Source organism: Streptomyces inhibens (genome assembly GCF_022221585.1).
GTDB lineage: Bacteria > Actinomycetota > Actinomycetes > Streptomycetales > Streptomycetaceae > Streptomyces > Streptomyces inhibens.
Genome location: NZ_CP084681.1, coordinates 8,275,141 through 8,300,270, shown reverse-complemented (window position 1 = coordinate 8,300,270; position 25,130 = coordinate 8,275,141). Strand labels below are relative to the sequence as shown.

Below are 25,130 nucleotides of genomic sequence, written 5' to 3'. Positions count from 1 at the left end.
TATTTGGCGCCGGGGGGCTTCCGCAAGCCCGAGGCCGGCTGCACTATGCGGGAGGAGTTCAGGGACGAGAACCGGAGGCGCCTACATGACTCATCTCTCGCGAAGAGCCTTCACCGGTGCGGCGGTTGCCGGCACCGCGGGCGCCTGGTTCGCCGGGCCCGGCGCCGCCTGGGCCACCGGCGGCGCCGGCCGCCCGGACCCGTACGCCTCCGCCGTCCGCGCCGCCGCGATGCGGTGGCGCACCCTGCCGACCGGCTGGCAGCAGGCGCCCTTCCTCGCCGACGGGCGGCTCGGCTGCCAGATCTACGCGGGCCCCACACCCCACACCCTGAAAGTGATGGTCAGCCACACCGAGGTGCAGGACCGGCGCGGCCGGTGGCGGGCCGGGATCGGCTACTCGCGGCTGCCCGTCGGGTACTTCACCCTCACCCTGGCCGGGGCCGTGACCGGCGTCGACTGGACGCTGGACCTGTGGGACGCGGAGCTGCGCGGCACCGTCACCACCACCCGCGGCAGTGTGCGGCTCAGCGCCCTGGTGCACACCACCCGCTCCGCGCTGCTGATCTCCACCCGGCCGAGCCCGGGGGAGGCCGACGCCGCCTGGTCGTTCACCTGGCTGACCGCGGCCACCACCCGCACCAGCGGCAAGCCCGCCGACTACACCCCCAACCCGGCTCCCCGTACCGGCTCAACCGGAGCCCCCGACGCCACACACTTCGTCGAGCAGCCGCTGCTGGCCGGCGGCGGCTGGACCACCGCCTGGCGCGAGCGCCGCGCCGGCACCGCCCGGCTCCTCGCCGCCCACCTCGTCTACCGCTCCCCCGGCGACCCGGCCCGTACGACACAGGAGGCGGTCCGCGCGGTCGCCGACACCCTGGCCGCCGACCCCGACCGGCTCATCGCCGGGCACCGCACGTGGTGGCACACCTACCACCGGCGCAGCCTGCTGTCCGTACCCGACAAGCGGCTGCAGAGCTTCTCCCTCGGGCAGCTCTACAAGCTCGGCTCGGCCACCCGCGCCGACGGCCCCGCCCTGTCGGAGTGGGGGCCGTGGTTCCCGGAGGTCGGCAACAACTGGACCGCCCTGTGGTGGAACCTCAACGTCCAGATCGCCTCCACCGCCTACCTCGGCACCAATCACCTCGAACTCGACTCGGTGACCGGCGCGTTCCGCCGCTTCGAGGAGAATCTGCCGCTGTCCGTACCGCCCGCGTACCGCGACGGCCGCACCTACGCCCTCGGCCACCCCTCCGACTGGCATCTGCGGCCCGGCGAATGGACCGTGGGCGTGCCCGGCTCGGACCGGATCTCCGACAACTTCGGCAATCTGACCTGGGGCCTGCACAACGTCTGGCTCGCCCACCGTCACACCATGGACCGTGCCGTCCTGCGCGACGTGCTCCTCCCGGTTCTCGCCGGAGCGCTGAACTTCTACGACCACTTCCTGTACGAGGGCAGCGACGGCTCTCTGCATCTGCCCACCACCCGCTCCCCCGAGTACGCCGACGCCGCCGACTGCAGCTATGACCTGGCCCTGATCCGCTGGGCCGCCCGCACCCTGCTCGACGCGGCCCGCGCGCTGCGCATCGACGACCCGCGCGCCCCGCGTTGGCACGAGATCGCCACCGGGCTGGTGCCCTACGCGCAGGACCCCGCCGACGGCGTGATGATCGGCGCGGGTGTCCCGCTCGCCGAGTCGCACCGCCATCACTCCCACCTGCTGTGGCTCTACCCCCTGCGCGAAAAGGTCTGGGACCGGCCGGCGGACCGGGAGCTGATGCGCAAGAGCTTCGCCCACTGGGCGGGTATGCGGGGCGCCTGGCGCGGCTACAGCTATGCGGTGTCCTCGTCGATGTCGTCGGTGATGGGCGAGCCGGAGCGCGCGCTGGACCTGCTGACGTTCTTCACCGACCGGAACACCGTGGCCGACTGTCAGCTGACCGAGAACACCATGTACCGGGAAGGGAAGAACTTCGCGCTGGAGAGCCCGCTCGCGGCCGTGCAGTCGATGCTCGACATGGTGCTGCAGAGCCATGGCGGGGTGCTGAAGGTCTTCCCTTCCGTCTCCCGGCGCTGGTCCGATGTCTCCTTCGCCACGCTGCGCGCCCAGGGCGCGTTCCTGGTCGACGCCGACCGGTCCGCGGGCCGTACCCGCTGGATCCGGGTGCACAGCGAGGCGGGCGCGCCGCTGGTGCTCGAACACGGCATCAGGGGCGCGGTCACGGTACGGGACGAGCGCGGCAGGCCACTGCCGTGGAAGCCGGCAGGGCAGGGCCGGATCGCCGTCCGTCTGCCGCGCGGCGCCACGGCGTTCATCGCGCCGCCGGGCACCGATCCGGACTCCGGCCCACGGGACGTACCGGCCTCCGGGCCCACGCAGCCTTGGGGGCTTCCGTCGTGAATCAGCCGGCACCCCCCTCCGACTCGACCTCCGACTCGACCTCCGGCTCCCCCGCCCCCTCCAGGAGAAGCGTCCTCGGTGTCGCGCCGGCCGCCGGTGCGGCAAGTGCCGCCGGTGCGGCAAGTGCCGCCGGTGCGGCAAGTGCCGCCGGTGCGGCCGGGATGGCCGCCGTCGCGCCGGAGGCGGTGGCCGCGGCGGCCCCGGAGTCGGCGGCCGACCCCTGGGTGAGCGTCCTCGCCGATGCGGACCTCGTACGGCAGCGGATGCCGAAGACCTGCTGCGAGGGCCCGTTCCTCGGCAACGCCCGCCCGGGGTCGGGCATTTACGAGGAACCGGACGCCAACGCCGTGCGCTTCAACGTCCAGCACAGCGAGGTGCAGGACCACCGGCCGGAGTTCGGCTCGCTCTTCGGGCCGGCCCGGCTGCCGATCGGGCAGTTCACCCTGGAACCGGTCGGGCACCGCGCGCGGCGACCGGCCCGTGCCGCGGATCGCGCCGGTCGCGGCGAACGAGCCGGCGCCGCGCTGGGGGCCGTCCTCGTGACGGGCCCGTACGGACCCGCCGGAGCGCCCCGGGAACCGACCCCGCCGCCGCCCGCTTCCTCCTCAGGCGACCTCGATGCCGTACTCCTGCACCAGCGCCTCCAGGCCGCCGGGGAAGCCCTTGCCGCCGATCACGAAGTCCCAGTCGCCGCCCACCCGTTGCCGGAACGAGCCGAGCACCAGCGCGGTCTCGCCGCGCCGCCCGTCGGAGACCTCCAGCTGCCCCAGCTCCTCGCCCGACGCGTCCAGCAGCCGGATCCGGGCATCGGTGAAGCCGGCGAGGTCGGCGTCCGGGTTGACCTGGGGGTCGATCGCCGCGACCAGGACCAGCCGGTCGGCGTCCGCCGCCAGCGCCTCGAACCGCACCTGCATCGCGGCGCGGTCGGGGGCGAAGCCGGGCAGCATCCGCACCGAACCGTCCGGGGTGCGCGGGTTGTTGTAGAAGACGAAGTGGTCGTCGCTGAGCACCGTGGTCCCCTTGCAGACCAGGGCGCAGACATCGAGGGCCACGTCGCCGGACCAGTTCATGCCGAGGATGTTGTGGTCGGGCGCCTCGTCGGCGGCGGTGGAGCCGTTCGGGGCGGCCGCGCCGAGCCGGCCGCGCAGTCCGTACCGGCCGAGCAGATCGACGAGTTCGGGGCCGGCGATCAGGCTGAGCGGCTTGCCGTTGGCGAAGGTGTGCGCACCGGGGCCGAACCGGGAGGTCGTCACCAGCACACCCTTGTTTGCGCCCTCCGACTGCACGGTGCCGTAGAGGTCCCGGACGGCGGTCGGCGGGACGGTGTTGCGGTAGCGCTTGACCTGGACCACGATCTTGCCGCCGCGGATCGGGTCGGGGTCCAGCGCATCCACATCGACCCCGCCGTCGCCGGACCGCTGGGTCGTCACGGCCTGCATACCCATGGCACGGAACAGCTCGGCGATCAGGTTCTCGAAGGCGATCGGGTCCATCTCGTACAGATCCGGCTCGCTCTCGCTGCCGTGCGAGACGACCCCGCCGCCGACATCGCCCGGCAGCCGTCCGGGGCGCACCGCGGTCCGCTGGTCGGGGCGCGCGGCGAGCTGCCCGCGCAGCCCTTCGGTCAGACACTCCACGGCGCCGACCTGCTCAAGATGGAACGCGTCGAAGGCGCTGCGGGGCGCCAAGACGGTCGCGAGATACACCTGGGCCGGGCGGCCGGTGACCGGGTCCACATCGTCCACGAAGCCGTTGAGCGCCACCGACTCCAGGGTGCCGAAGGTGTCGGCGGCGAAGAGGTCGCGCAGCACCAGGAGCACGCTCTGGGCCAGCACATCGCGGTAGAGCGCCCGGCGCTGCGCGGCCGGCCGGGCGGTCTCCTTCTCCTGGTCGGCGGTGGGCATGTACCGCACGGACTTGGTTTCCGGAACGATGTCGTAGCCGGGCAGCTCCCAGTCCAGGACGAGCTGACGAGCCATCGGGTCGTAGGCGGCGGCGACCTGACGGGGGAAGCCCTCCGGCCATGCCGTGGAGGAGTACAACGCGGCGGAGAAGTACTCGACGGCCGCCTCCGCGTCCCCGTTGCGCAGCCCGGACAGCAGCTCCTCGATGCCGGCGTTGTGCTGCCGGATCTCGGCCAGTGCGCCCGCGGCCCACTGGTCGTACTGCTGCCGGTAGGCGGCGAGTTGGGCCTGCCGCTGGCTCTCCGCGGCCTGCGCGGCGTACCAGTCCTGCTCGTAACGGGCGCGGGCCTCCTCCTGGGCGCGGTCACGGCGGGCGGCCCCGACGTGCCAGCCGCCGGGCGGCGCCTGGTAGCGGGCCGGGTCGGGCATCGGGAGCGGGGTGGCGAGGGCGCCGGGCGCGAACTCCTCGATGCGCTCGGGCCGCAGCAGCGCGGAGGCGGTGAAGGCGGGGGCGCGACAGCCGTCCGCGAGCAGGCCGGTCAGCGCGGCGACCCGGGCGTCCAGTTCCTCGGTGCGGCGGCGGGCGTCGGCCTCCCGCTGCTGCCGGTAGGCCGCCTGCCGCTCGCGGTGCATCCGCGCCATGGCGCGTTCTGCGTCCCGTGCCTGCCGTTCCTGGTCGCGTTGGTGTTGGACATACGCGCGGCGCTGGGCTTCCTCCCGGCGTTGCTGCTGGCGCTGCGCCTCGGCCCAGACGGCCATTAATCCATGGGAACGGCGGCTCATGTCGATCTGTGTCCTCCCCCCGGGGCACCTGCCCCCGGAACCCTGTGGAAGCGGTTTCACCTGCGCTGTTCATCCGACTGTAGCGGGGCGGGAGATGCCGGGCCGGTGGGGGGACGAGAACAGTCCGGCCGGAGTTCGGGGGCCTGTCCGGCCCTGGTCCGCCGGTCGGGTGCTAGGGCCTGTCCGATGGGCCGCGGGCCCGGCCATGACCCATCGGACAGGCCCTAGGCGGCTTCGGCCCGTCTGGCGGCCGCCGTCACCGAGACGTCGTAGTCCGGTCCGACGCCGGGGACCAGGACCGTTTCGCCGTCGATGTGCCGGGTGCGCAGCGGCAGGATCTCCTGGTACTCGGGGGAGTCGTACCAGGCCCGCGCCTCGTCGATGCCGGGGAATTCGATGACGACGACAAAGCCGGGCCAGCTGCCTTCCTTGACCTCGACCACGGCGTTGTGGACCCGGAACCGTCCGCCGAAGGGGTCCAGGGTCGCCTGGATCCGCTCCAGGTATACGGCGATGTCCGGGTGCGGGTCGGCGGGGCGGAGGTGGGCGATGGCGAACGCGCTCATGGGGCGGCCTTTCTCGGTGCGGTACGGCGGTTGCGTTGCCGTCCACGTTTCCAGCCGGCGCCATCGGGGTCGATTACCTCCGAGGTCATCACGCACCTCCTCCGGCTCTCCACGAAGGGATTCCGTCATGGACGACCTCCTGCACTTCCGGGCCGCCGGCACCAGCCTGGTGCTGGATCTGTCCGGAACCGGCCTGCCGCGCATCACGCACTGGGGCGCCGACCTCGGTGAGCGTGCGCCCGGCCGGCTGGCGGGGCTGCGCACCGCCGATGTCGCGCAGACCGTCGCCAACGCACCGGACGAGCCGGTCCCGCTGAGCGTGCTGCCGCAGCAGTCCGCCGGCTGGCCCGGCACCCCGGGGCTGAGCGGCCATCGCGACAGCTCCGCCGCCGCGCCCGCTTTCACGGTGCGCACCAGGTCCGTACGGGCGGCGGACCGCCGGCTGACCGTCGAGGCGGTGGACAGGGACGGCGGCCTGGCGCTGACGCTGGAACTCGGGCTCACCGACGCCGGGCTGGTACGGCTGCGCGCCGCCGTCACCAACACCGGCGACACCCCGTACCACCTCACCGAGCTGGCGCCCGCGCTCCCGGTCCCCGCGCAGGCCACCGAGATCCTCGATCTCACGGGCCGTCATCTGCGGGAACGCGCACCGCAGCGGCATGCGTTCACGCTCGGTACCCATCTGCGGGAGAACCGGCGCGGGCGCACCGGCAGCGACGCGACGCTGTTGCAGATCGTCGGGGTGGCGGGTTTCGGCTTCCGGTCCGGTGAGGTGTGGGGCCTGCATGTGGCCTGGAGCGGCAACCACCGCTCGCTCGCCGAGCGCACCCCGGCCGGGCATGCCGTACTGGCCGGCGGCGAACTCCTGCTGCCCGGCGAGATCCGGCTGGCGCCCGGCGACACCTACCGCAGCCCCTGGCTCTACGGCTCCTACGGCCGCCATGGCCTGGACGAGCTGGCCGGCCGCTTCCACCGCCATCTGCGCACCCGCGACGGCCACCCCACCTCACCTCGGCCGGTCACCCTCAACACCTGGGAGGCGGTCTACTTCGACCAGGATCCGGCGACGTTGGAAGGGCTGGCGCGGGCGGCGGCCGAGGTGGGGGCGGAGCGGTTCGTGCTGGACGACGGGTGGTTCCGCGGGCGGCGGGACGATCGGGCCGGGCTCGGCGACTGGTATGTGGACGAGGAGGTCTGGCCCGACGGGCTGCATCCGCTGATCGGCACGGTGCGGGGGCTGGGGCTGCGGTTCGGGCTGTGGGTGGAACCGGAGATGGTCAACCCGGACTCCGATCTGGCCCGTGCGCACCCCGACTGGATCCTGGCCGCCTCCCCCGCGCGGCTGCCGCCCGCCTCCCGCCATCAGCAGGTCCTCGATCTGGCGCGCCCCGAGGCGTACGGCTATGTCCTCGGCCGGCTGGACGCCCTGCTGCGCGAGTACCGCATCGACCACCTGAAGTGGGACCACAACCGCGATCTGGTGGACGCGGCCGCGCATCACCAGACGGCGGCCGTCTACCGGCTGATGGACGAACTGCGCGCCCGGCACCCGAATGTGGAGATCGAGTCCTGCTCGTCAGGCGGCGGCCGGGTGGATCTGGGGGTGCTGGAGCGCACCGACCGGGTGTGGACCAGTGACTGCATCGATGCGCTGGAGCGGCAGCGGATCCAGCGCTGGACCGGGCTGTTGCTGCCGCCGGAGCTGCTCGGCGCGCATGTGGGGGCGCCGGTGGCGCATACGACGGGGCGGCGGCACACGCTGGACTTCCGGGCGGGCACGGCGCTGTTCTGCCACTTCGGGATCGAGTGGGATCTGGCGGCGGCGGACGCGGCGGAGCGGGAGCGGCTGGCCGAGTGGGTGGCGCTCCATCGCGCGCTGCGGCCGCTGCTGCACAGCGGGACGGTGGTGCGTGGCGATCATCCCGATCCGGCGCTGTGGGTGCACGGCGTGGTGGCCGAGGACGGCGGGCGGGGGGTGTTCGCGCTGGTGCAGATGGCGACGAGTGTGCAGTCGCCGGCCGGGCGGGTGCGACTGCCGGGCCTCGATCCGGATGCCGACTACCGCCTGTCGCCGCTCGCGCCGGGCGACCGCCCGGAGGGGCCGTTCACCTCGGCGCTGCCGTGGTGGGAGAAGGGCGTGACGCTGCCGGGTCGGGTGCTGGCCGAGGTGGGGGTGCAGGCGCCGACGCTGTTCCCGGAGCGGCTGGTGCTGCTGGAGGCCGTACGGCGATAACAGAATGTCTCACCGAGCACGGCCGGCCGGTCATGCAGGTCGAGTCGCGCAATCTGCGCGCGGCGTGAGTCCGCCGCCCGGGAAGGCCCGCGAGGCGACCTCCGTCAAGGCGGTGGTGCTGCCCCAGCAGTGACCGCGCGGCCGGCCGACGGGCCGTCAGCCGTCGCCCAGCGCCACCAGCTCCGTGCCGGCCAGCAGGAAGGCGCCAACACCGAAGTCGGCGGTGGAGTCGTAGGTGACCGGCTGGCTGGACTCCGGCCGGTCACCGACGTTCTGGACATGGCCGAGGAAGCCGTCGGGGTGTACGGCGGTGTCCACCATCGCGTTCCAGGCCCGGGCGGCGACCGGGCGGAAGAGGCCGCGCGGGACGAGCCCGGCGCGCAGCGCATACGCCGTCCCGTAGGTGAAGAAGGCGGTGCCGCTGGTCTCGGGGCCCGGAAGGTGCGCGGGGTCGGCGAGGTTCACATTCCAGAACCCGTCGGTCCGCTGGACGGCGCGCAGCGCGGCCAGTTGCCCGACGAGCGTGGCGCGGTAGGCGCGGACCGGGGCGAAGGTGTCCGGGAGGACGGCGAGCACCTTGGCATGGGCGCCCGCGACCCAGCCGTTGCCGCGCGACCACAGCACGGGCCTGCCATGGGGGGACGCTATGCCGCCGGGCAGGAACCGCTTGTCGCGGTACCACAGGCCGCTGTCGGGGTCGTGGAGGCCGGGGCCGCCCTCGGCGCTCTTGGTGTGGGTGTAGAGCGCGTGCATCGCGTCCCAGTAGGCGGGGTCGTCGCGCAGCGCGCCGAGCCGGGCGAACGGCGGCATCGCCATGTGCAGCGCATCGTCCCACCACCAGTCGTCGTGCTTGTCGGCCGAGGTGTCGACCATCCGCCGCAGCGAGTCCTCGATGGCGGCGATCTTGGCCTGGTCGGGCGCGGCGTCCAGCGCGTAGAGATCGAGGTACGCCTGGCCGGCGCAGTGGTCGTCGGCGTGCCGGGTGGTGACGCCGTTGTGCAGCCCGTACGCATGGCGCTCCGCCCAGCCGCGCGCATAGGCGAGGTAGCGGGGCTCGCGGGTGAGGCGGTGCAGGGCCATCAGCCCGCTGAAGAACGTGGCGCGCGCCCACTGGTTGTTCCCGGGGTCGCTGTGCGCACCGATCCAGTGGTCGGCGACCTTGCGCAGTACGGCGACGATCTCGGCGCGGGCCGGCAGCCGGTCGTGCGGCCGGCGGCCGGTCGCGGCGGCGGCCGAGTGCGCGGACAGTGGCAGCGCGGTGCCGGCGGTCAGCGCGGCGCCGGTGGCGAGGAATTGCCGACGTTCCATGAACACACCCCTCCGGGACGGGAGTTCAGGCAGACAGGCCAGGCAAGCCGGCACACTCAGAGATTTACGTATATGAACGATGTTCTTTCATGTGATGGCAGCGAGGGACATCGTGACAGCCAACTCCGGCTTACGGAAGGGGGCTTGAGGCTTCAGACGGTGCCGCCGGCCGCCAGGAACCGTTCGACGGGCAGCGTCGCGGCACCCAGCGCCACCGCGTCCGGACCGAGCCGGCACAGCTCGATGCTGGTGCGCTCGTACGGATGCCGCAGCGCCTGCCCGGCAACCGCCGCACGGATCTGCGGCAGCAGCCGGGCGCCGAGCAGCAGCCCGGCCCAGCCGCCGAGGATGATCCGCCGCGGATTGAAGAGGTTGACCAGGTTGGCGATGCCCGCGCCGAGGTAGACGGCGGTCTCGTCCAGGATCCGGCGGGCCGCGGCCGAGCCCTCCGCGCCGGCGATGAGGGCGGCCAGCGCGGATTCCTCATCGACCCCCGGCGCGGGCCGGCCGCGGCGGGCCTGGTGGTAGCGGTCCAGGATGCCCTCGGCACCGACATACGCCTCCAGACAGCCACGGGCACCGCAGCGGCAACGCCGCCCGCCGACCTGGAGGACGGTGTGCCCCCACTCCCCCGCACTGCTCGTGGCGCCGTGGTAGAAGCTGCCGTTGGCGACGACGGCGGCACCGACGCCGGAGCCGATCAGCGCGATCACGGCATGGTCGGCGCCGCGGCCCGCGCCGAACCACATCTCGGCCTGCCCCAGGGTCGTCGCACCGTTCTCGATGTGCAGCGGCAGATCGGTGCCCGGATGGGCCGCGGTGCCTTCCCGCAGCAGCCGGCCGAGCGGTACCGCATGCCAGTCGAAGGTCTGCCCGTGCACCAGGGCACCGCCCTCGCCTGCGCCGGCGCGTTCGACGACACCGGACACCGCCACGCCGACCCCGAGGATGTCGGCGCGGTCGACGGCGGCGGCCGCGATCACCTCGTCCAGACCGGCGAGGATCCGCTCGACCACCGGACCGACGTCATAGCGGCCGCTCTCCAACGGGTGGTCGGCCCTGGCCCGTTCGTTCATGGCCAGGTCGTACAGCTCGACACGCACCCTGGTCTCGCCGACGTCCACACCGATGACGCAGTGCCGGTCGGGGGCCACCCGGAGCAGAATGCGCGGCCGCCCGCCGTCGGAGTCGACCGCGCCGGCCTCCACCACCAGGCCCTCGGCGAGGAGTTCGGCGGTGACGGTGGAAACGGTGGTGCCGCTCAGCCCCGTACGCGCACCGAGTTCCTGACGGCTCAGTGGTCCGTCGAAGTAGAGGGACCACAGCAGTACGGAGCGGTTTCCGCGCCGTAGATCGCGGGTGGTGGCATGTCGCTGGGCAGCGCCCATGGACCTCTCCTGTCCCTCGGTCTCCCCGGCGCCACATAATTCGAGACGCGTCAGAAGCGTGTCAAGGAGTTGGACTGGACCAGATCGGCAAGCCGGTCCGCGTTGCTTCCGCCCGTGCGGGGCATTATCTTTGACTCCGTGACTACCGGGTCGGCCATGGGCCAAAAGCGAGTGAGGTTCCCGGTCACCACGTGACCGCGCGGCGGGCGACCAGAGCCCCGCCCCTCCTCCCTTTCACAGTAAGCGCGTTCCGCGCCTTTTCGATGCATGCGTCGTACGCCTGCATTCGCCACCACCGCATTCAGCACCGCATTCACCACCACGGTCGATCTCGCGATCCCGTGGACGATTCGCGGCCGATGCGAGCGATCATTCGCCATCAATTCGCCCTGCCCGGCGAGCGGTTGACCCGCTCGTCCACCGGGCTTCTTCGCCATGCCCGCTCACATTTCGCGGGCCTGTGCCTTCACCAACCCTGGAGAAAAACAGCACATGCCGATGGATTTCAATCAACAGGTCATCGAGGAGTTCCGGGCCAACGGCGGATGCGTCGGCGGCCCCTTCGAGGGCGGCCGGCTGCTTCTGCTGACCACCACGGGCGCCCGGTCCGGCAATCGGCACACCACCCCGCTCGGCTACCTCCCCGACGGCGGACGTGTCCTGGTCATCGCCTCGGCCGCCGGCGCGCCGAAGCATCCGGCCTGGTATCACAATGTGGTCGCCAACCCCCGCGTCACGGTCGAAGCCGGTGTCTTCACCTACGAGGCGCAGGCCGTCGTCCTGGAAGGCGCCGAACGCGACCAGGCCTTCGCCCGCGCGGCCGAGGCCGACCCGGGGTGGTCGGAGTACCAGGCAAAGACGACGCGGGTACTGCCCGTTGTCGCCCTTGAGGAAATCCCCAGCGGGCCGCCGAATATCACCGCATCTTCGCCGGGTGCGGCCCTCAAGGCGGTCCACGACGGATTCCGGCGCGAACTCGCCCTGATCCGCAGGGAAATAGCCGAATCAGGCCCCAGCCTCGGCGCCCAGCTCCGGGTGAATTGCCTGACCCTGTGCCAGGGCCTGCACAATCACCACACCGGTGAGGACACCCATATGTTCCCGATGCTCGACCGGAACCATCCGGAACTCGGGCCGGCCCTGGAGCGGATGCGCCAGGAACACGAAAAGCTCGCCGTCCTCCTCGCCGAACTTCAGCGGGTCATCTCCGCGGAGGGCGCGGATCCCCAGCTCGTGCTCTCCGAGGTCGAGCGCCTCACGGACGAGGTCGAGCGCCATCTGACCTACGAGGAGGAGCAGTTGATCCCGGTCTTCGACGGGGCGGGCGCCTGCTGAGCCGAGGCGGTCGCCGGGCGGGTCACGACGGGCTCAGATCACGCCGTCCCGACCCGCCCAGTACGGGTCCCGCAGCAGCCGTTTGAAGAGCTTTCCCGACTCGTCGCGCGGCAGCCGCTCCTCGAAGACCACGGCTCGGGGGACCTTGTACCCGGCGAGCCGCTCACCGACATGGGCGCGTACCGCCTCGGCGCTGAGCAGCACGCCGGGTTCGGTCTGCAGATGCGCGGCGAGGACCTCGCCGAACTCCTCGTCGGGGATGCCGAACACCGCCACATCACGGACCCCGTCGAGGGCGAGCAGACAGCCCTCGATCTCCGCGGGGTAGATGTTGACGCCGCCGGAGATGACCATGTCGTTGCGGCGGTCGCTGAGGTAGAGGTAGCCGTCCGCGTCGAGATGGCCGATGTCGCCGATGGTGACGTACCCGGGCAGGCCCGGCGCTTCCATGGCGGCGCGCTTGTCCGGGTCGCCGAGGTAGGTGAACTGCGGCCATTCGTCGGCGGGTTTGAGGTAGATATCGCCGGTCGCGCCGGTCGGCAGCTGTCTGCCGCCGGGGCCGAGGATCGCGACCCCACAGCTTCCGGTGGCCCGTCCCACGGTGCCGGGGTGGGCCAGCCACTCGGCGCTGTCGCACCATGTCACGGCGCCGGTCTCACTGCCGCCGTAGTACTCGCGCAGCACCGGTCCCAGCCAGTCGATCATGGCGTGTTTGATATGCGGCGGACAGGGCGCCGCGGCATGCACGACGGAGCTGAGCGACGACAGGTCGTAGCGCGCGCGTACGTCGTTGGGCAGTCGCAGCAGCCGTACGAACATCGTGGGGACGACCTGCACCTGCTCGATGCGGTGCGCCTCGATCAGCCGCAGGAACTCCTCGGCGTCGAAGCGCGGCATCAGAGTGATGTCCAGACCGGCCGCGAGCGCCAGGACGGCGTGCTGGCTGGGGGACGCGTGGTAGAGCGGCGCGGGGATGAGCGTACGGCCGCCGGGCGCGACCGCGAAGTACTCCAGGAACAGCCGCACCGCTTCGTCGAGCCGGTCCGGGGCGACGGGTTCGCGCAGAACTCCCTTGGGACGTCCGGTGGTTCCGGAGCTGTAGATGACGGTGGGCGGGTGGTCCCCGGCGGCCCGGTCCAGCGGTTCGCAGCCTTCCAACCAGCGGTCGAGCAGCGGGTACCGCCCGGTGGGCGGTGGCGCGGCGATGCCACAGGCGGCCGCCACACCGGCGGGGAGGGGGACCTCGACGATCGGTACGCCGTCGGGGAGCACGGCGGCCACCCCGTCGAGCAGGTCGGTGTGCGCGAAGACCACCTTGCTGCCGCTGTCGGTGAGCACATGCCGTAACTCGTCATGCTGGAAATGCCAGTTGACGGGCACGGCGGAGGCGCCCAGCAGCGCGGCCCCGGTGGTGATCTCCAGATGGGCCGGCTCGTTGCGCAGCACGACGGCGATCCGGTCACCGCGCTCAACTCCCATCCGGCGCAGTCCGGTTGCTGTCCGCGCGGCACGTTCGAGGAAGGTCGGGTAGTCGCGTTCCTGACCCGCGCAGCGGATCGCCGGGGCGCCGACGGCGGACGGGGCGACGGCTTCCATGGTGCCTCCAGTGAGTGCGACCGGGCTCGCTCATTGAAACAGCCCGCTCCAGGTGTTTTCCAGGCCACCGGCCTGGATGCCCGCGTCCGCGGAAGCCGACGCTACGCATCTCGGCCACCCACCCCAACGACCCTCCTTAGGTCCGAGGTATTCAGCCTCTCCTCCCGTCGACTCCCCCAACTCCCGGCCGCTTCCTGCCCACTTCCCGGCCGATTCCCGTCAGATGCTCCGATGTTTATCGCGTCCAGGGTCTTCCGGTCCGGGCGCCGGCGCCTGCACCATGCGGGGTGGCACAGGAGGCACGTAGTGACCAACTGACCCGAGGAGCGAGCGATGCACAGCCGCACAAGACCGTTCCGGATGCTGGGAGTTGTGGGCGCGCTGGGCGCGCTGTTGCTGGCGGCCGGCAGCCCCGTGGCCGCCGCGAAACCCCCGCCGCGACCCGCCGCCGGCCCCGGCACCAACCACGCGACGGACGACCCGTTCACCTCATCGCGCACCTCGTGGTGGCGCCAGGACCGCTTCGGGATGTTCATCCACTTCGGCGCGTACTCGAACCTGGAGGGCGAGTACACCCGGCCCGACGGCACGGTCTGCCGCAACGCGGAGTGGATCAAGCGCGAGTGCATGATCCCCGACGAGGCGTACGAGAAGCAGGCCGCCACCTTCAACCCCTCGGCCTTCGACGCCAAGGCGATCGTCCGGGCGGCCAAGGACGCCGGACAGCGCTATATCGTCATCACGTCCAAGCACCACGACGGCTATGCGATGTGGCCGACGAAGCAGAACACCTGGAACCTGCGCGACCACTCCTCCTTCGACCCGCACCGCGACATCCTCGCCGAGCTGAAGAAGGCCGCCGACGCCGCCGGGATCAAGCTCGGCTTCTACTACTCGATCTGGGACTGGCACGACCCCGACTTCGCCGATCCGGCCACCTTCCCGCGCTACAAGAAGCGGATGTACGGCCAGCTCAAGGAACTCATCGACAATTACGACCCGGCGCTGCTGTGGTTCGACGGCGAGTGGGACGCGGACAACCCCACCAATTCCTGGTCGCGCCAGGACGGCGGCGATCTCCAGGCGTATCTGCACGGCCTGAATCCGCGTCTGATCGTCAACAACCGCGTCGGCAAGCGCGATGTGGTCGACGGCGACTTCGGCACACCGGAACAGGAGATCCCCACGGAGCCGGTCGACGGTCAGCTGTGGGAGAGCTGTATGACGCTCAACGACCACTGGGGCTTCGCCAGATACGACACCAACTGGAAGGCGCCCGCCACGGTCGTCCGCGATCTGCTGGATGTGACGAGCCGCGGCGGCAACTATCTGCTCAACGTAGGCCCTGACAAGCTCGGGCGCATCCCGCAGCCGTCCGTCGACCGGCTGCGTGAGGCCGGCCGGTGGCTGGGCGCGCACGGCCAGGGCGATGCGGTGTACGGGGCCGGGCACACCGGGCTGGTCGCCGACCCCTCCTGGGGCGCGGTCTCCCGGCGCGGCAACGTGCTGTACGCCTCCGTCACCTCCTGGCCCGCGGCCGGCACACCCCTCCACCTCACCGCCGAGCAGCCGTTCGAGATCGCCTCGGCCCGGGTGCTGGGCAGTTCCCAGCAGGTGAAGGTCGCCCCGTCCGGCGACGGCTTCGACCTCACCCCGTCCGGCGCGGCCACCGATCCGATCGCGAGCGTCATCCGCCTCACGATCAAGCCGCCGGCCGCGGCACCCGCCGGCAGCGGCCGCGGGCTGACGGCGCAGAGCTGGGCGAACGACTCCTTCTCCGGCCCGCCCTCGGTGACCGCCGTCGATCCGACGGTGAACAAGTCCTACCGCTTCGACGGATCGCCGGACCCCAAGATCCCCGCCGATCACTTCAGCACCCGCTGGACCGGCACCGTCCAGCCCCGCTTCGACGAGACCTACACCTTCACCACGGTCTCCGACGACACCGTGCGGCTGTGGATCGACGGCAAGCCGGTGATCGACAGTGCCACCCCGCACGGCCCGAAGGTCGACAAGGGGACCGTCACCCTCAAGGCCGGCCACCGGCACAGCATCCGGATCGACTACACGGAGCGGACCGGTGAGGCGCATATGAAGCTGCTGTGGTCCAGCCCGAGCCAGTCCCGGCAGATCGTGCCGCAACGTCAGCTCTACGCCGACTGACCGCGGCCCGGGCGGACGGTACCTGCCGGCGGGCGGGAAATCCGCCGCCCCCGGTTGGGCCGTTCGAGTCGGCGCGGGGGCGGTTGTCGGCGCCCGCTCCTATTCTCGGGGAGCATGAGCAACGACGAGATCCTGCGGACCCATGGCGAGGCCATCGCGCTCTTCGGGACGCGGGTGCACGCCGTCCGCGACGACCAGTGGGACGACCTCACGCCGTGCACGGAATGGTCGGTGCGCGATCTGGTCAACCACCTCACCGCCGAGCAGCTGTGGGTGCCCCGCCTGGTGCGGGACGGCGCCACGCTCGCGGAGGTGGGTTCGGACTACGACGGGGATGTGCTCGGGGAGGATCCGGCCGCGGTCTGGGACCGAGCGGCGGTGGCCGCCGTGGCGGCGTTCTCGGAGCGCGGTGCGCTGAGCCGCACGGTCCAGCTGTCGTACGGCTCGAGTCCGGCCGACGCGTACTGCACGCAGATGATGGCCGACGCGGTGGTGCACGCCTGGGATCTGTCCCGCGCGATCAGCGCCGATGAGCGGCTGCCGGGCCATCTGGCCGAGGCGGCGCTGCGTGAGGTGGAGCCGTATGCCGCGGGGCTCGGCGCCACCGGGCTGTTCGCCCCGGCGGTGGAACCCCCGGCGGACGCCGACGCTCTCACCCGGCTGCTGTGCCTGCTCGGACGTCGGCCCTGACTCTGGAGGGTGGTCACCTCAAGGGTCAGGGCCGACGCCCGAGCGGTCGGTCGATCAGTCGATGCCGCGGAAGATGTTCGGCTCGGCGGGGTCGTCGTCGCAGCCGGCCAGACGGACCGGGGCGCAGCGGTCCCAGGCTTCGAGGTTGCGGACTTCCTTGATACGACCTGGCCGCTCGCCCTGCTTCAGACGGGGCTGTTTGTGTTGAGCCTTGTGCAAAGCCACCACGCACTCCTTCATCGAGGTATTGGTCCGACGCGGTGGCGCCTTGTTCACAAAGCGGGAAGTCGGCCAAGGTTTGTGGCGTTCCCGCGACGGGCCAATGGTGTTGGCGTCTCCCAGAAAGGTCGTCCGTCGCCCTTCAGAGTAACGACGCCGCGCGCGGCGCGCTCAACGATTTCCGTCGGTATAGGCATGTCACGGGAGGGCGGGAATTCCCTCTCCCCAAGAGCCGCGGGGGAAGGGGGCACATCCTGTGATGCACATCACTCACTCCAATGGCCCTCAAGTTGCTGCATCTGCCATGATCCGTACGCTGGAGAGTGACCGCGAAGCGGGATGGTTCTCGCCCTCCTGCCGCTACACGCGCGGGCCGCGTGGCTCACGGATGACACCGGATCCTGCCGCCTCCGCTTATGGCCGGCCGTCTCGGCACGATGGCCCGCGACCTGGGCCGGCAAGGTTTTGTCGAGGTACCGGCAACCATTCCGTCCCGTCGTGCGGGCACCCCCTGGGTCTCGGAACTTCCGTTCGGACTCATGGGGGGTGACATGTCTGCTTTCCGCAGGCATTCAGAGCGAGCGTCGGTCGGGGACATCGGGGACAGCCGGTGGCTGACCGTACCGGGCTGCAAACAGGTACTGGTGGTTGCCCATTCGGTGACCTATCTGCAGCGGCTGCGCGCGGTGTTCTCACTGTTGGAACAGGACCCACGGCTCCAGGTGGTGTGCACGGTCCCGCCGCACCAGTTCGGCGAGGGGGTGCATGAGGCGCTGGCCGCGCTGGGCATTCCGGTGATCCCGTGGCGCCGGGCCGTCCGCCGTGAATTCGATCTGGCGCTGGCGGCCGGGTCCCGGGGCACCGAGCGGATCCGGGCCCGGCTGGTGCGGCTGTCGCACGGCGCCGGCCAGATCAAGGTGCTGCGCTCCGCCCGGGAAGGCGCGGCGGCGGACGGGAAGGCGACCGGACGGCACGAGGCCGGCACGGGCGAGGGGCGGACGGCGGACGCGCAGGCGGCGCTCCGGCCGCCGGCCATGCTCAGCCGCGAGTATCTGCTGCACGAGGGGCGGGTGGTGCCGGCGGCGGTGGCGCTCTCCCACGAGCGGGATCTCGCGGAGCTGGCCCGTAACTGCCCGGAGGCGCTGCCCGTCGCCCGGGTGGTCGGCGATCCGTGTCACGACCGGATCGCCGCGAGCCTGCGGCTGCGCCGTCGCTACCGGCAGGCCCTGGGCCTGGGCGAACGCCAGAAGTTGGTGGTGGTCGCCTCGACCTGGGGTCGGTCCTCGGCGTTCGGCAGCTTCGAGACGCTGCTGCCGCGGCTGGCCACCGAGCTGCCCGCGGACCGGTTCCGCACCGCGGTGCTGGTGCATCCCAACATCTGGGCCGGGCACGGCAGTCGGCAGATCCGGGCCTGGCTCACGGGTTTCCGGGGGCGTGGACCGGTGCCGATCCCCCCGGAGGCGGACTGGCGCAGCATCCTGGTCGCGGCCGACTGGATCATCGGCGACCACGGGTCGGTCACCTCGTACGGAACGCTCACCTCGGCGCCCGTGCTGCTCGCCCGCTTCCCCGACCACGAGGTGCACCCGGACTCCCCCGCCGCGGCGCTGGCGCGCACCGCTCCGGCACTGACCGCGGCCCGGCCGCTGCGGGAGCAACTGCGGTACGCGGCCGCCGAGTACCGGCGTGCCGATTACGCGCGTATCGCGGCGATGCTCTCCTCGGAGCCGGGCCGCTTCAACACCAATATGCGCTCCTTGCTCTACGGGATCCTGGGCCTCGGCCGGCCCGCGTACGCACCGGTGACGGCCGCCCTGCCCAGTCCACCGCCGCTCGAGCGCTGGGCGGGTCTGCCGGGATCGGAGGCGGCGTGATGACGCGGTCGACGGCGGCGCGGGCGGCGGCCGCTCCATGTGCGGACGGGTCCCCGCCCGTCGTGCTGCTGGCCACGGTGGCGCTGGTGGGTGTGCCCGGTACGCCGGCACGGGAGGCGATGCCGCACGGCGACCCGGATCCGGCCGGCTGGGGACTGACGGTCGGCGCCGTCACGCCGGGCGCCTCCTGCCTCGCCGCGGTGCGGATGACGCCACCCCTCGTGGACGGTCTGCCGCACTCGGCGGAGACCATGGATCCGTCGGGGGCGGCGGCGGACACCCATCTGTGCGTCGGCGGTGAAACCTCCGGTACGCCCTGGTGGGCCGAGTGTGCCGATGTCCTCATCGGCGGGGCCGCCGGCTGCGCGGACGCGGGTACACCGCACGGCGTCGGCCCGCTGCTCGACCGGCACCCCGGCGCGCTGATCGCGGCGGTTCCGCACAGCGCGGGCGGCTGTGTGCTCGGTGTGCGTGACGGGCAGACGCTGTTGGCGATCCCGGGCGGCGGGCGTCGCATGTGCGCGCGCCGGCGGACCGCGTTCGCGTCCTTCGTGCACGGCTGGCTGGTGGCCGGCCGGCCGCTGGGGGCGCTGCGCAGCGTCGTGCTCGGCGCACCGGACACCGCGACCAGCGCCCCGCCGCTGTCCGTACACCTCCGGCACGGCCGTACGAGGCCGGGCGGGGGGCGCGGCGCGGCGCGAGGGGGGTGAGGCGGGCCGTACCGCCGGCTCACCCCGGGCCGGCTCCGGCATCCATGTGTCGGAGCCGGCCCGTCAACCGGTGGGTGTCGGACGGGCTGAGCGGTTCGTACAGCGCACGGGCCCGCTCGTAGGACCGTCGCGCCGACGCCGGCTCTCCGCCGTCCTCGGCGCACTGGCCGAGCAGTTCCCAGGTGCGTGCTTCCCAGTGCACGGAGCCCAGCCGCTGGAACTCCTCCAGTGCGGCGGCGAGTTGACGGGATCCGGCCGCCGGGTCGCCGGCGCAGGCGGTGGCCCGGCCCAGATGGGCGAGGGCCCGGGCCGCGTCATAGGGGTCGCTCTCGGCCCGGAGCGTGGTGTGTGCGTGGGCGAGCAGGCCGGCCGCGGTGTGCCAGGCGCCGCGTTCCAGGGCGAGTTCGCCCAGTGCGTAACGGGAGAGGGCGGCGCCTCGGGTGTGGCCGATGGACTCGCGGCGGTCGAGGGCCTGCTGGTGGTACTCCTCGGCACGCGCCAGATCGCCCGCGCCGCGGTGCGCCTTGCCCAGTCCGTCGAGCGCCTGGGCCTGTTGGCGTACGTCGCCGTCTTCCTCGGCGAGCCGGAGCGCCTGGTCGAACCATTCCACGGCTTCCCCGTACCGCCCGGTGTGGCACAGGCCGTTGCCGCCGGAGGTCAGCATCCGTCCCTCGCCCTTGCGGTCGCCGTGCCGGCGGGCGGCATCGAGTCCGAGGCCGTGCGCCTCGACCCACAGGTCGTACGGGCGCAGCCGCAGGAACAGTGGCCACATGGCGTCGACCAGCTGCCAGGCGGTGGCGTCGTCGTGGCCGCTGCCGGCGCTCAGCCGTACGGCGGCCATGAGGTCGAGCCGGCGGACGTCCAGCCAGGCGAGCGCCGTCTCCTGGTCCGGCAGCGGGGTCGGCTGCACGGTGCGGCCGTCGTAGTCGCGGTCGAGCCTGCGGTGGCTGGGGGTGAGCAGCGCTTCGGCGGCGGTGGTGGTGGCCAGGCACCAGTCGAGGAAGTGGCGCAGGGCCGCGCGCCGCGCCGGTGCGGGTTCTTCCTTGGCACGCCCGGCGGCATGCAGTCGTACCAGGTCGTGGAAGCGGTAGGTGTCCGGGCCGACGTCCTGGAGGAGGTTGCCGTCCATGAGGACGTCGAGCAGCCGTTCCGCCTCGTCCAGGCTCACCGCGCACACCGCGGCGGTCAGCTGCGGATCGTAGTGGGTGAGGGGCAGCAGGCCCAGCAGACGGTAGGCGCGGGCGGCGTCCGGCGGCAGCAGTGCGTAGGACTCGTCGAGTGCGGTGTGCACGGCCGATTCCCCTTCCACCCGCAGGAGTTCGAGGGGGCCGCGCCCCCGGGCGAGCGCCGCGGCCATCGCCGCGACCGGCTGCCGGGGGCGGGCGGCCAGCCGGGCGGCGGCCAGGCAGACGGCGAGCGGCAGAAACGCGCACTGCGAGACGACTTGGCGGGCCGCTTCAGGGTCCTGCTCGACCCGGCTGCCGCCCCCGCCGCGGGCCAGCAGTTCCAGGGCCGCGGCCGGGTCGAGCGCGTCGACCTGGTGGAATCCGGCGCCGTCGGTGATCAGTCCGGTCAGCCGACGGCGGCTGCTCACGACGAACAGGCTGCCCGGCGCGCCGTTGAGGAGAGGCCGGACCTGGGCGGCGCTCAGCGCGTTGTCGATCATCACGGCGATCCGGAGGCCGGCGCTCACCGAACGCCACAGGGCGGCCTGTTCGGCGAGTTGGACCGGTACGAGGCCCACGCCGAGCGCCCGGAGGAAGGCATCGAGCACCTCACCGGGCCGCAGCGGGCGGTCCGGGCCCTGGGCGCCGAGGTCGGCGTAGAGCTGTCCGTCCGGATACTCCTCGGCGATTCCGCGCAGCCAGTGGGAGACCAGCGCGGTCTTGCCGACGCCCGCCGGCCCGCTCACCACCACCAGCTGGGGTACGGACGTCCGGCGGGCGTCGCGTAATTCCTCCAGGGCCGCGATATCGGCATCGCGGTCGGTGAAGTGGGCCGGGACCGAGAGGAGTTGGCGTGGTACGGGCGGCCGGGCCTGCGGCGCTTGATGAACGTGGACGCCGCCGCGGATCTCGGCCGCCTGCACGCTGGCACCCCAGATCTGTGCCGACCCGCCGATCTCGTTGCGTCCGCTCCACGCCCCGTCGGTGTGCTCGCCCGGTCCGCTCATGCCGCTCCCCCGCTGGCTCAGCCGTTTGGCATATCCATAACCCTTGGCCCGAGATCTACCCAACGAGGGCTGCTCTTCACATCGCCGGTATGCCGCATCGGCCGGGCGCGGCCCCTATCGGGCGCTCCACGCGGCGCAAAATCGCCGTCTGTCCCAGAGCCTGACACTGTGTCATGCTCCTCAGAGTGCGGGGTGGTACCGGCGGGAGGGGCGCTGGTGGAATTCCGATTACTGGGTACGGTCGAGTTGCGGTCCGGTGCGCGCGGCAGCGGGCTCCGCTCCGGCAAGGAACGCATCGTCCTGGCCGCGCTCGCACACGACGTCGGCCGGCCGGTGAGTATCGAGACCCTGGCGCACCGCCTCTGGGACGACTCCCCGCCCCGGCGCGCCCGCCCCAACCTCTATACCTATGTCTCCCGCGTCCGTCGGGCCCTCGCGGAGATCGGCGGGGCGGAGGCACCGCCGCTGGCCCTCCGGGCGCGGACGTACACCCTGGAGGCGGACCCGGAGACCGTCGATCTGCGCCGCTATCTGAATCTCGTCGCCCGCGCCCGGGTACTCAGCGACAGCGGCGACACCCCGGGCGCCCTGGGCCTCCTCGACCGGGCTGCGGCGCTCTACCGCGGCGAGCCGCTGGCCGGGTTGTCCGGTTCCTGGGCCGAGCAGGTCCGCACCACCGTCGCCGCCCGTCAACTGGCGGCCACGCTCACCCGCTCCGGCATCGAACTGCGGCTGGGGCACTTCGCCGAGGTCGTCCCCGACCTGACGACGCTGCTCGAACGGCATCCCGCCGACGAGGCGCTGACCGCCCAGCTCGCGCTGGCGCTCTACGGCTGCGGCCGGATCGCGGAGGCCACCGAGGTGCTGCACAAGACCGGTGCCCGGTTGCGCCGCGGCTTCGGCGCCGACCCCGGCTCGGCCCTGCGCCGCATCCAGCGGGGCATTCTGAGCGGCGTCCCGGCGGCCGAACTGCTGACGCCCGCACCCGCCGCACCCGTCACGTCGGGCCCCGCGCCCACCACCGGTCTTCCGGTGCCCGACAACCTCCCCCGGGACGTCCCCTGGGTGGGCCGGCGGAACGAGCTGCGCCGGCTGACCGCCGCCCTGACCGATGCGCCGGACTCCGGCGCCTCGGCCCGGCACCCGGTCGTCGCTCTGGAGGCCATCGACGGGATGGGCGGCGTCGGAAAGACCTCGCTCGCCGTGCACGCCGCTCATCTGCTGCGCCACCGTTTCCCGGGCGGCCGGGTGCACCTGGACCTGCGTGCCCACGCGCCGTTCGAGGCTCCTTTGGAACCGGCGGCGGCGCTCGGCATCCTGCTGCGGCGCTTCGGGATGCCCTCCGCGCGGATCCCGCACGAACTGGAGGAACTCGTCGCCCAGTGGCGGGCGTTGCTGTCCGACCGGCGGGCCGTCATCATCCTCGACGACGCCACCGGGCCGGATCAGGTCCGGCCGCTGCTGCCCGCCGGGAGCTCCCCGTCCCTGGTCATCATCACCAGCCGCAGCCGGCTGACCGGCCTGCCGGATGTCCGCCCGATCTCGCTGGGCGCGCTCACCCCGGACGACGCGGTCGCCCTGCTGCGCAGCCGGCTGGGCGACGAGCGCCTGGTGAACGATGAGTCGGCGGCGGAAATCGTGCGGTTCTGCGGCCATTTGCCGCTCGCCCTCGACATGGTGACCAGCCGGCTCAAGACACGTACCACGTGGTCCACGGCCGACCTCAGGGACCGGCTGGTGCGCGAGCGGGGCCGGCTGGGCGAGATCCGGGACGCCTCCGGCGACATCACCCGCACCTTCGACTTCTCCTACCGCGGTCTGACGGCCCCGCAGCAACACGCCTTTCGCCTGCTGGGTCGGCACATCGGCTCGGAGTTCGGCGTGCACGCCGCGGCGGCGCTGATCGACCGCCCGGTCGACGGCACCGAGCGCACCCTGGAGGAGCTGCTCAATCTGCACATGGTGATGGAGCCTTCCCCGCACCGCTTCCGGCTGCACGATCTGCTGCGGGTCTACGCCAACGAGCTGTCCTCGGACGTGCCGGACGCCGACCACGACCGGCGGGCGGTCCAGCGGCTGACCGACTTCTATCTGCACACCGCGGACCGGGCCGACCGGATGCTCTATCCCCACCGGGCCCGGATCGGGCTCCCGGCCGCCGCGCAGCCCGCCGAGTTGCCGCAGTGGCTCGATCCGGCCGGTCCGCAGGAGTGGCTGCTCACCGAGAAGCCCAATCTGCTGGCCGTGGTGGAGTACGCCCGCGTACAGGGCGACACCCTGCGTACCGCCCTGCTCGCGCATGTCCTGGGCGAGTATCTGGTGGCCGAGGGGCACTGGGACCTGGTCCGGGAGCTGCACGAGGCGGCGGTCGCGCACTGGCGGGCGGAGGAGGACGCCGGCGCCGAGGCACGGGCGCTGCTCGATCTGACCACGGTGCTGGCGCGCGGCGGCGGCTACGACCGGGCGCTGCGCGCCGCCCATCGCGCGCTCGACCTGGCGCGGCGGGCGCTGGACCCCGAGGCGGAGGCCGAGGCGTTGCACCAGCAAGCGGTGCTGCTGTGGTACACCGCCCGCAATCTGGAGGCGCTGCCGCTCCAGCAGCAGGCCCTCTCCCTGCGGATGCGCACCGCGGACCGACGCCAACAGGCCCGCAGCCTGAACACCTTGGGGATCATCCTGCTGCACCTCGGCAGCCATGCCGAGGCGTTCGGCAGCTTCCAGGACGCCCTGGAGCGGTTCCGCGCGGTGGACGACCGGCGCGGGCAGTACCTCACGCTCAACAACCTGGGCGAACTGCATCTGGCGAGCGGCGCCCCCGACCGGGCCGGCCAGGCATACCGGCAGGCGCTCACCCTGGCCCGGTCCATGAGTGACCGCGCGGAACAGGCAGCTGTCCGGATGAATCTGGCCGGGGTACTGACCACGGCGGGCGAGCTGGACGAGGCGCTCACCCTGCACCGTGAAGCCCTGGTGGCGCTGCGCGACATCGGGGACCGACGCAACGAGGCGATCGCGATGAACACCCTCGGCCGGACGCTGCAGATGGCCGGCCGGGACGACGAGGCGCTGGCACACCACAGGGCGGCTGTTGCGCTCGCCCGCCGGATCGGCGCGGCCTGTGAGGAGGCACGGGCGCTGCGCGAACTGGGGCTCGCCGAGCTGCGCACCGGCCGGATCGGGCATGCCGCGCGGCATCTTGAGGGATCGCTCGCACTGGCCCGGCGGATTCAGGCACCCGACGATGTCACCAGGTCGTTGGAGGCATTGGCGAAGCTCCGGGAGGCGGAGGGCAACGACCAGGAAGCGGTCGCACTCCGACAGGAAGCGGCCGCGGTGCAGCGCTCTCTGGATTCTCAACTTGCCACCGAGCAAACAGAAGAGGAAGATCTTGATCACGCATCGATCAAGCCCGAACGGCTCCATAAGGGCGCTTAGTAGGATTTAACGAAAATCCGACGAAGATCGATTCGGAAGGGCCTGGCGCAGGCGACAGCGACTAGATTCGGCCACCGCGGCAAGATCATCAGACATGTGTGGTCTTTCCCCACGCCGCGGCTACCGAACACAGCCGTTACTTGCGCTCCGAAGGACCTTACGTGCTCAACCAAGCCGGCCCGCTGGCGTCACTGCTGGCCGCCCTCGCCGTCACCGCCATGCTGCTCTCCGCGGCCCCCGCCCATGCCCACACCGCACAATCCGAACGGACGGTGGAGGCCAGCGCGCTCGACTCCTGCCTACCGTACTGACCCGCCCGGCCGGCGCACCGCCGGCCGCAGCTGATCAG

The 25,130-nt window shown here is 72.2% G+C and carries 17 protein-coding genes; 9 read left to right on the top strand and 8 right to left on the bottom strand.

Going from position 1 to position 25,130, the window contains the following annotated elements; translation table 11 throughout:
• Positions 1 to 85: 85 nt before the first annotated feature.
• Positions 86 to 2,401 (top strand): glycosyl hydrolase family 95 catalytic domain-containing protein, encoded by a 2,316-nt coding sequence (locus KI385_RS37185; protein WP_238576426.1) that lies wholly within the window; start codon positions 86 to 88, stop codon positions 2,399 to 2,401.
• Between the two features lies 1 nt (position 2,402).
• Here the strand turns inward: KI385_RS37185 and KI385_RS44290 are convergent, their stop codons facing one another.
• From KI385_RS44290 to KI385_RS37170, 3 genes are all read right to left on the bottom strand, one after another.
• Positions 2,403 to 2,723: a hypothetical protein gene (locus KI385_RS44290; protein WP_342593493.1), complete on the bottom strand. Its 321-nt coding sequence runs from the start codon at positions 2,721 to 2,723 to the stop codon at positions 2,403 to 2,405.
• Positions 2,724 to 3,006: 283 nt separating this feature from the next.
• A complete protein-coding gene (locus KI385_RS37175; RefSeq protein ID WP_425357020.1) occupies positions 3,007 to 5,088 on the bottom strand; it encodes a restriction endonuclease in 2,082 nt (693 codons plus the stop codon).
• 224 nt (positions 5,089 to 5,312) lie between these two features.
• Entirely contained in the window at positions 5,313 to 5,654 is a 342-nt protein-coding gene (locus KI385_RS37170; RefSeq protein ID WP_238576423.1) for a DUF1330 domain-containing protein, read from the bottom strand.
• Between the two features lie 127 nt (positions 5,655 to 5,781).
• On the opposite strand from KI385_RS37170, the gene KI385_RS37165 reads away from it, so the two are divergent.
• Positions 5,782 to 7,890 (top strand): alpha-galactosidase, encoded by a 2,109-nt coding sequence (locus tag KI385_RS37165; RefSeq protein ID WP_238576422.1) that lies wholly within the window; start codon positions 5,782 to 5,784, stop codon positions 7,888 to 7,890.
• A 156-nt stretch (positions 7,891 to 8,046) separates the two neighbouring features.
• Here KI385_RS37165 and KI385_RS37160 read toward each other — a convergent pair whose 3' ends face one another.
• Both KI385_RS37160 and KI385_RS37155 read right to left on the bottom strand, forming a co-directional pair.
• Positions 8,047 to 9,198, bottom strand: a complete 1,152-nt coding sequence (locus KI385_RS37160; RefSeq protein ID WP_238576420.1) for a glycoside hydrolase family 88 protein — start codon at positions 9,196 to 9,198, stop codon at positions 8,047 to 8,049.
• A gap of 152 nt (positions 9,199 to 9,350) precedes the next feature.
• Positions 9,351 to 10,586 (bottom strand): ROK family transcriptional regulator, encoded by a 1,236-nt coding sequence (locus KI385_RS37155; RefSeq protein ID WP_238576419.1) that lies wholly within the window; start codon positions 10,584 to 10,586, stop codon positions 9,351 to 9,353.
• A gap of 492 nt (positions 10,587 to 11,078) precedes the next feature.
• Here KI385_RS37155 and KI385_RS37150 point away from each other — a divergent pair, with 492 nt between their 5' ends.
• Positions 11,079 to 11,921, top strand: coding sequence for a nitroreductase/quinone reductase family protein (locus KI385_RS37150; RefSeq protein ID WP_238576418.1), 843 nt, complete (start codon positions 11,079 to 11,081; stop codon positions 11,919 to 11,921).
• 33 nt (positions 11,922 to 11,954) lie between these two features.
• Here the strand turns inward: KI385_RS37150 and KI385_RS37145 are convergent, their stop codons facing one another.
• Complete coding sequence (locus tag KI385_RS37145) at positions 11,955 to 13,517, bottom strand: AMP-binding protein (RefSeq protein ID WP_238576417.1); 1,563 nt, start codon at positions 13,515 to 13,517, stop codon at positions 11,955 to 11,957.
• Positions 13,518 to 13,850: 333 nt separating this feature from the next.
• On the opposite strand from KI385_RS37145, the gene KI385_RS37140 reads away from it, so the two are divergent.
• Positions 13,851 to 15,680: an alpha-L-fucosidase gene (locus KI385_RS37140; RefSeq protein WP_238576416.1), complete on the top strand. Its 1,830-nt coding sequence runs from the start codon at positions 13,851 to 13,853 to the stop codon at positions 15,678 to 15,680.
• 114 nt (positions 15,681 to 15,794) lie between these two features.
• Positions 15,795 to 16,370, top strand: coding sequence for a TIGR03086 family metal-binding protein (locus tag KI385_RS37135; RefSeq protein WP_238576415.1), 576 nt, complete (start codon positions 15,795 to 15,797; stop codon positions 16,368 to 16,370).
• A 54-nt stretch (positions 16,371 to 16,424) separates the two neighbouring features.
• Here the strand turns inward: KI385_RS37135 and KI385_RS37130 are convergent, their stop codons facing one another.
• Positions 16,425 to 16,595: a hypothetical protein gene (locus tag KI385_RS37130; protein ID WP_158713181.1), complete on the bottom strand. Its 171-nt coding sequence runs from the start codon at positions 16,593 to 16,595 to the stop codon at positions 16,425 to 16,427.
• A 638-nt stretch (positions 16,596 to 17,233) separates the two neighbouring features.
• Here KI385_RS37130 and KI385_RS37125 point away from each other — a divergent pair.
• Positions 17,234 to 18,463, top strand: coding sequence for a hypothetical protein (locus KI385_RS37125; protein ID WP_342593492.1), 1,230 nt, complete (start codon positions 17,234 to 17,236; stop codon positions 18,461 to 18,463).
• Positions 18,463 to 19,173, top strand: coding sequence for a hypothetical protein (locus KI385_RS37120; RefSeq protein ID WP_238576413.1), 711 nt, complete (start codon positions 18,463 to 18,465; stop codon positions 19,171 to 19,173). The genes KI385_RS37125 and KI385_RS37120 overlap by 1 nt, the downstream gene beginning before the upstream one ends.
• Before the next feature lie 19 nt (positions 19,174 to 19,192).
• Here the strand turns inward: KI385_RS37120 and KI385_RS37115 are convergent, their stop codons facing one another.
• Positions 19,193 to 21,346, bottom strand: coding sequence for a tetratricopeptide repeat protein (locus KI385_RS37115; RefSeq protein WP_238576412.1), 2,154 nt, complete (start codon positions 21,344 to 21,346; stop codon positions 19,193 to 19,195).
• A 216-nt stretch (positions 21,347 to 21,562) separates the two neighbouring features.
• Here KI385_RS37115 and KI385_RS37110 point away from each other — a divergent pair, with 216 nt between their 5' ends.
• A complete protein-coding gene (locus KI385_RS37110) occupies positions 21,563 to 24,781 on the top strand; it encodes an AfsR/SARP family transcriptional regulator (RefSeq protein WP_238576411.1) in 3,219 nt (1,072 codons plus the stop codon).
• Positions 24,782 to 24,942: 161 nt separating this feature from the next.
• Positions 24,943 to 25,092, top strand: a complete 150-nt coding sequence (locus tag KI385_RS37105) for a hypothetical protein (protein WP_238576410.1) — start codon at positions 24,943 to 24,945, stop codon at positions 25,090 to 25,092.
• The last annotated feature ends 38 nt before the right edge of the window (positions 25,093 to 25,130 follow it).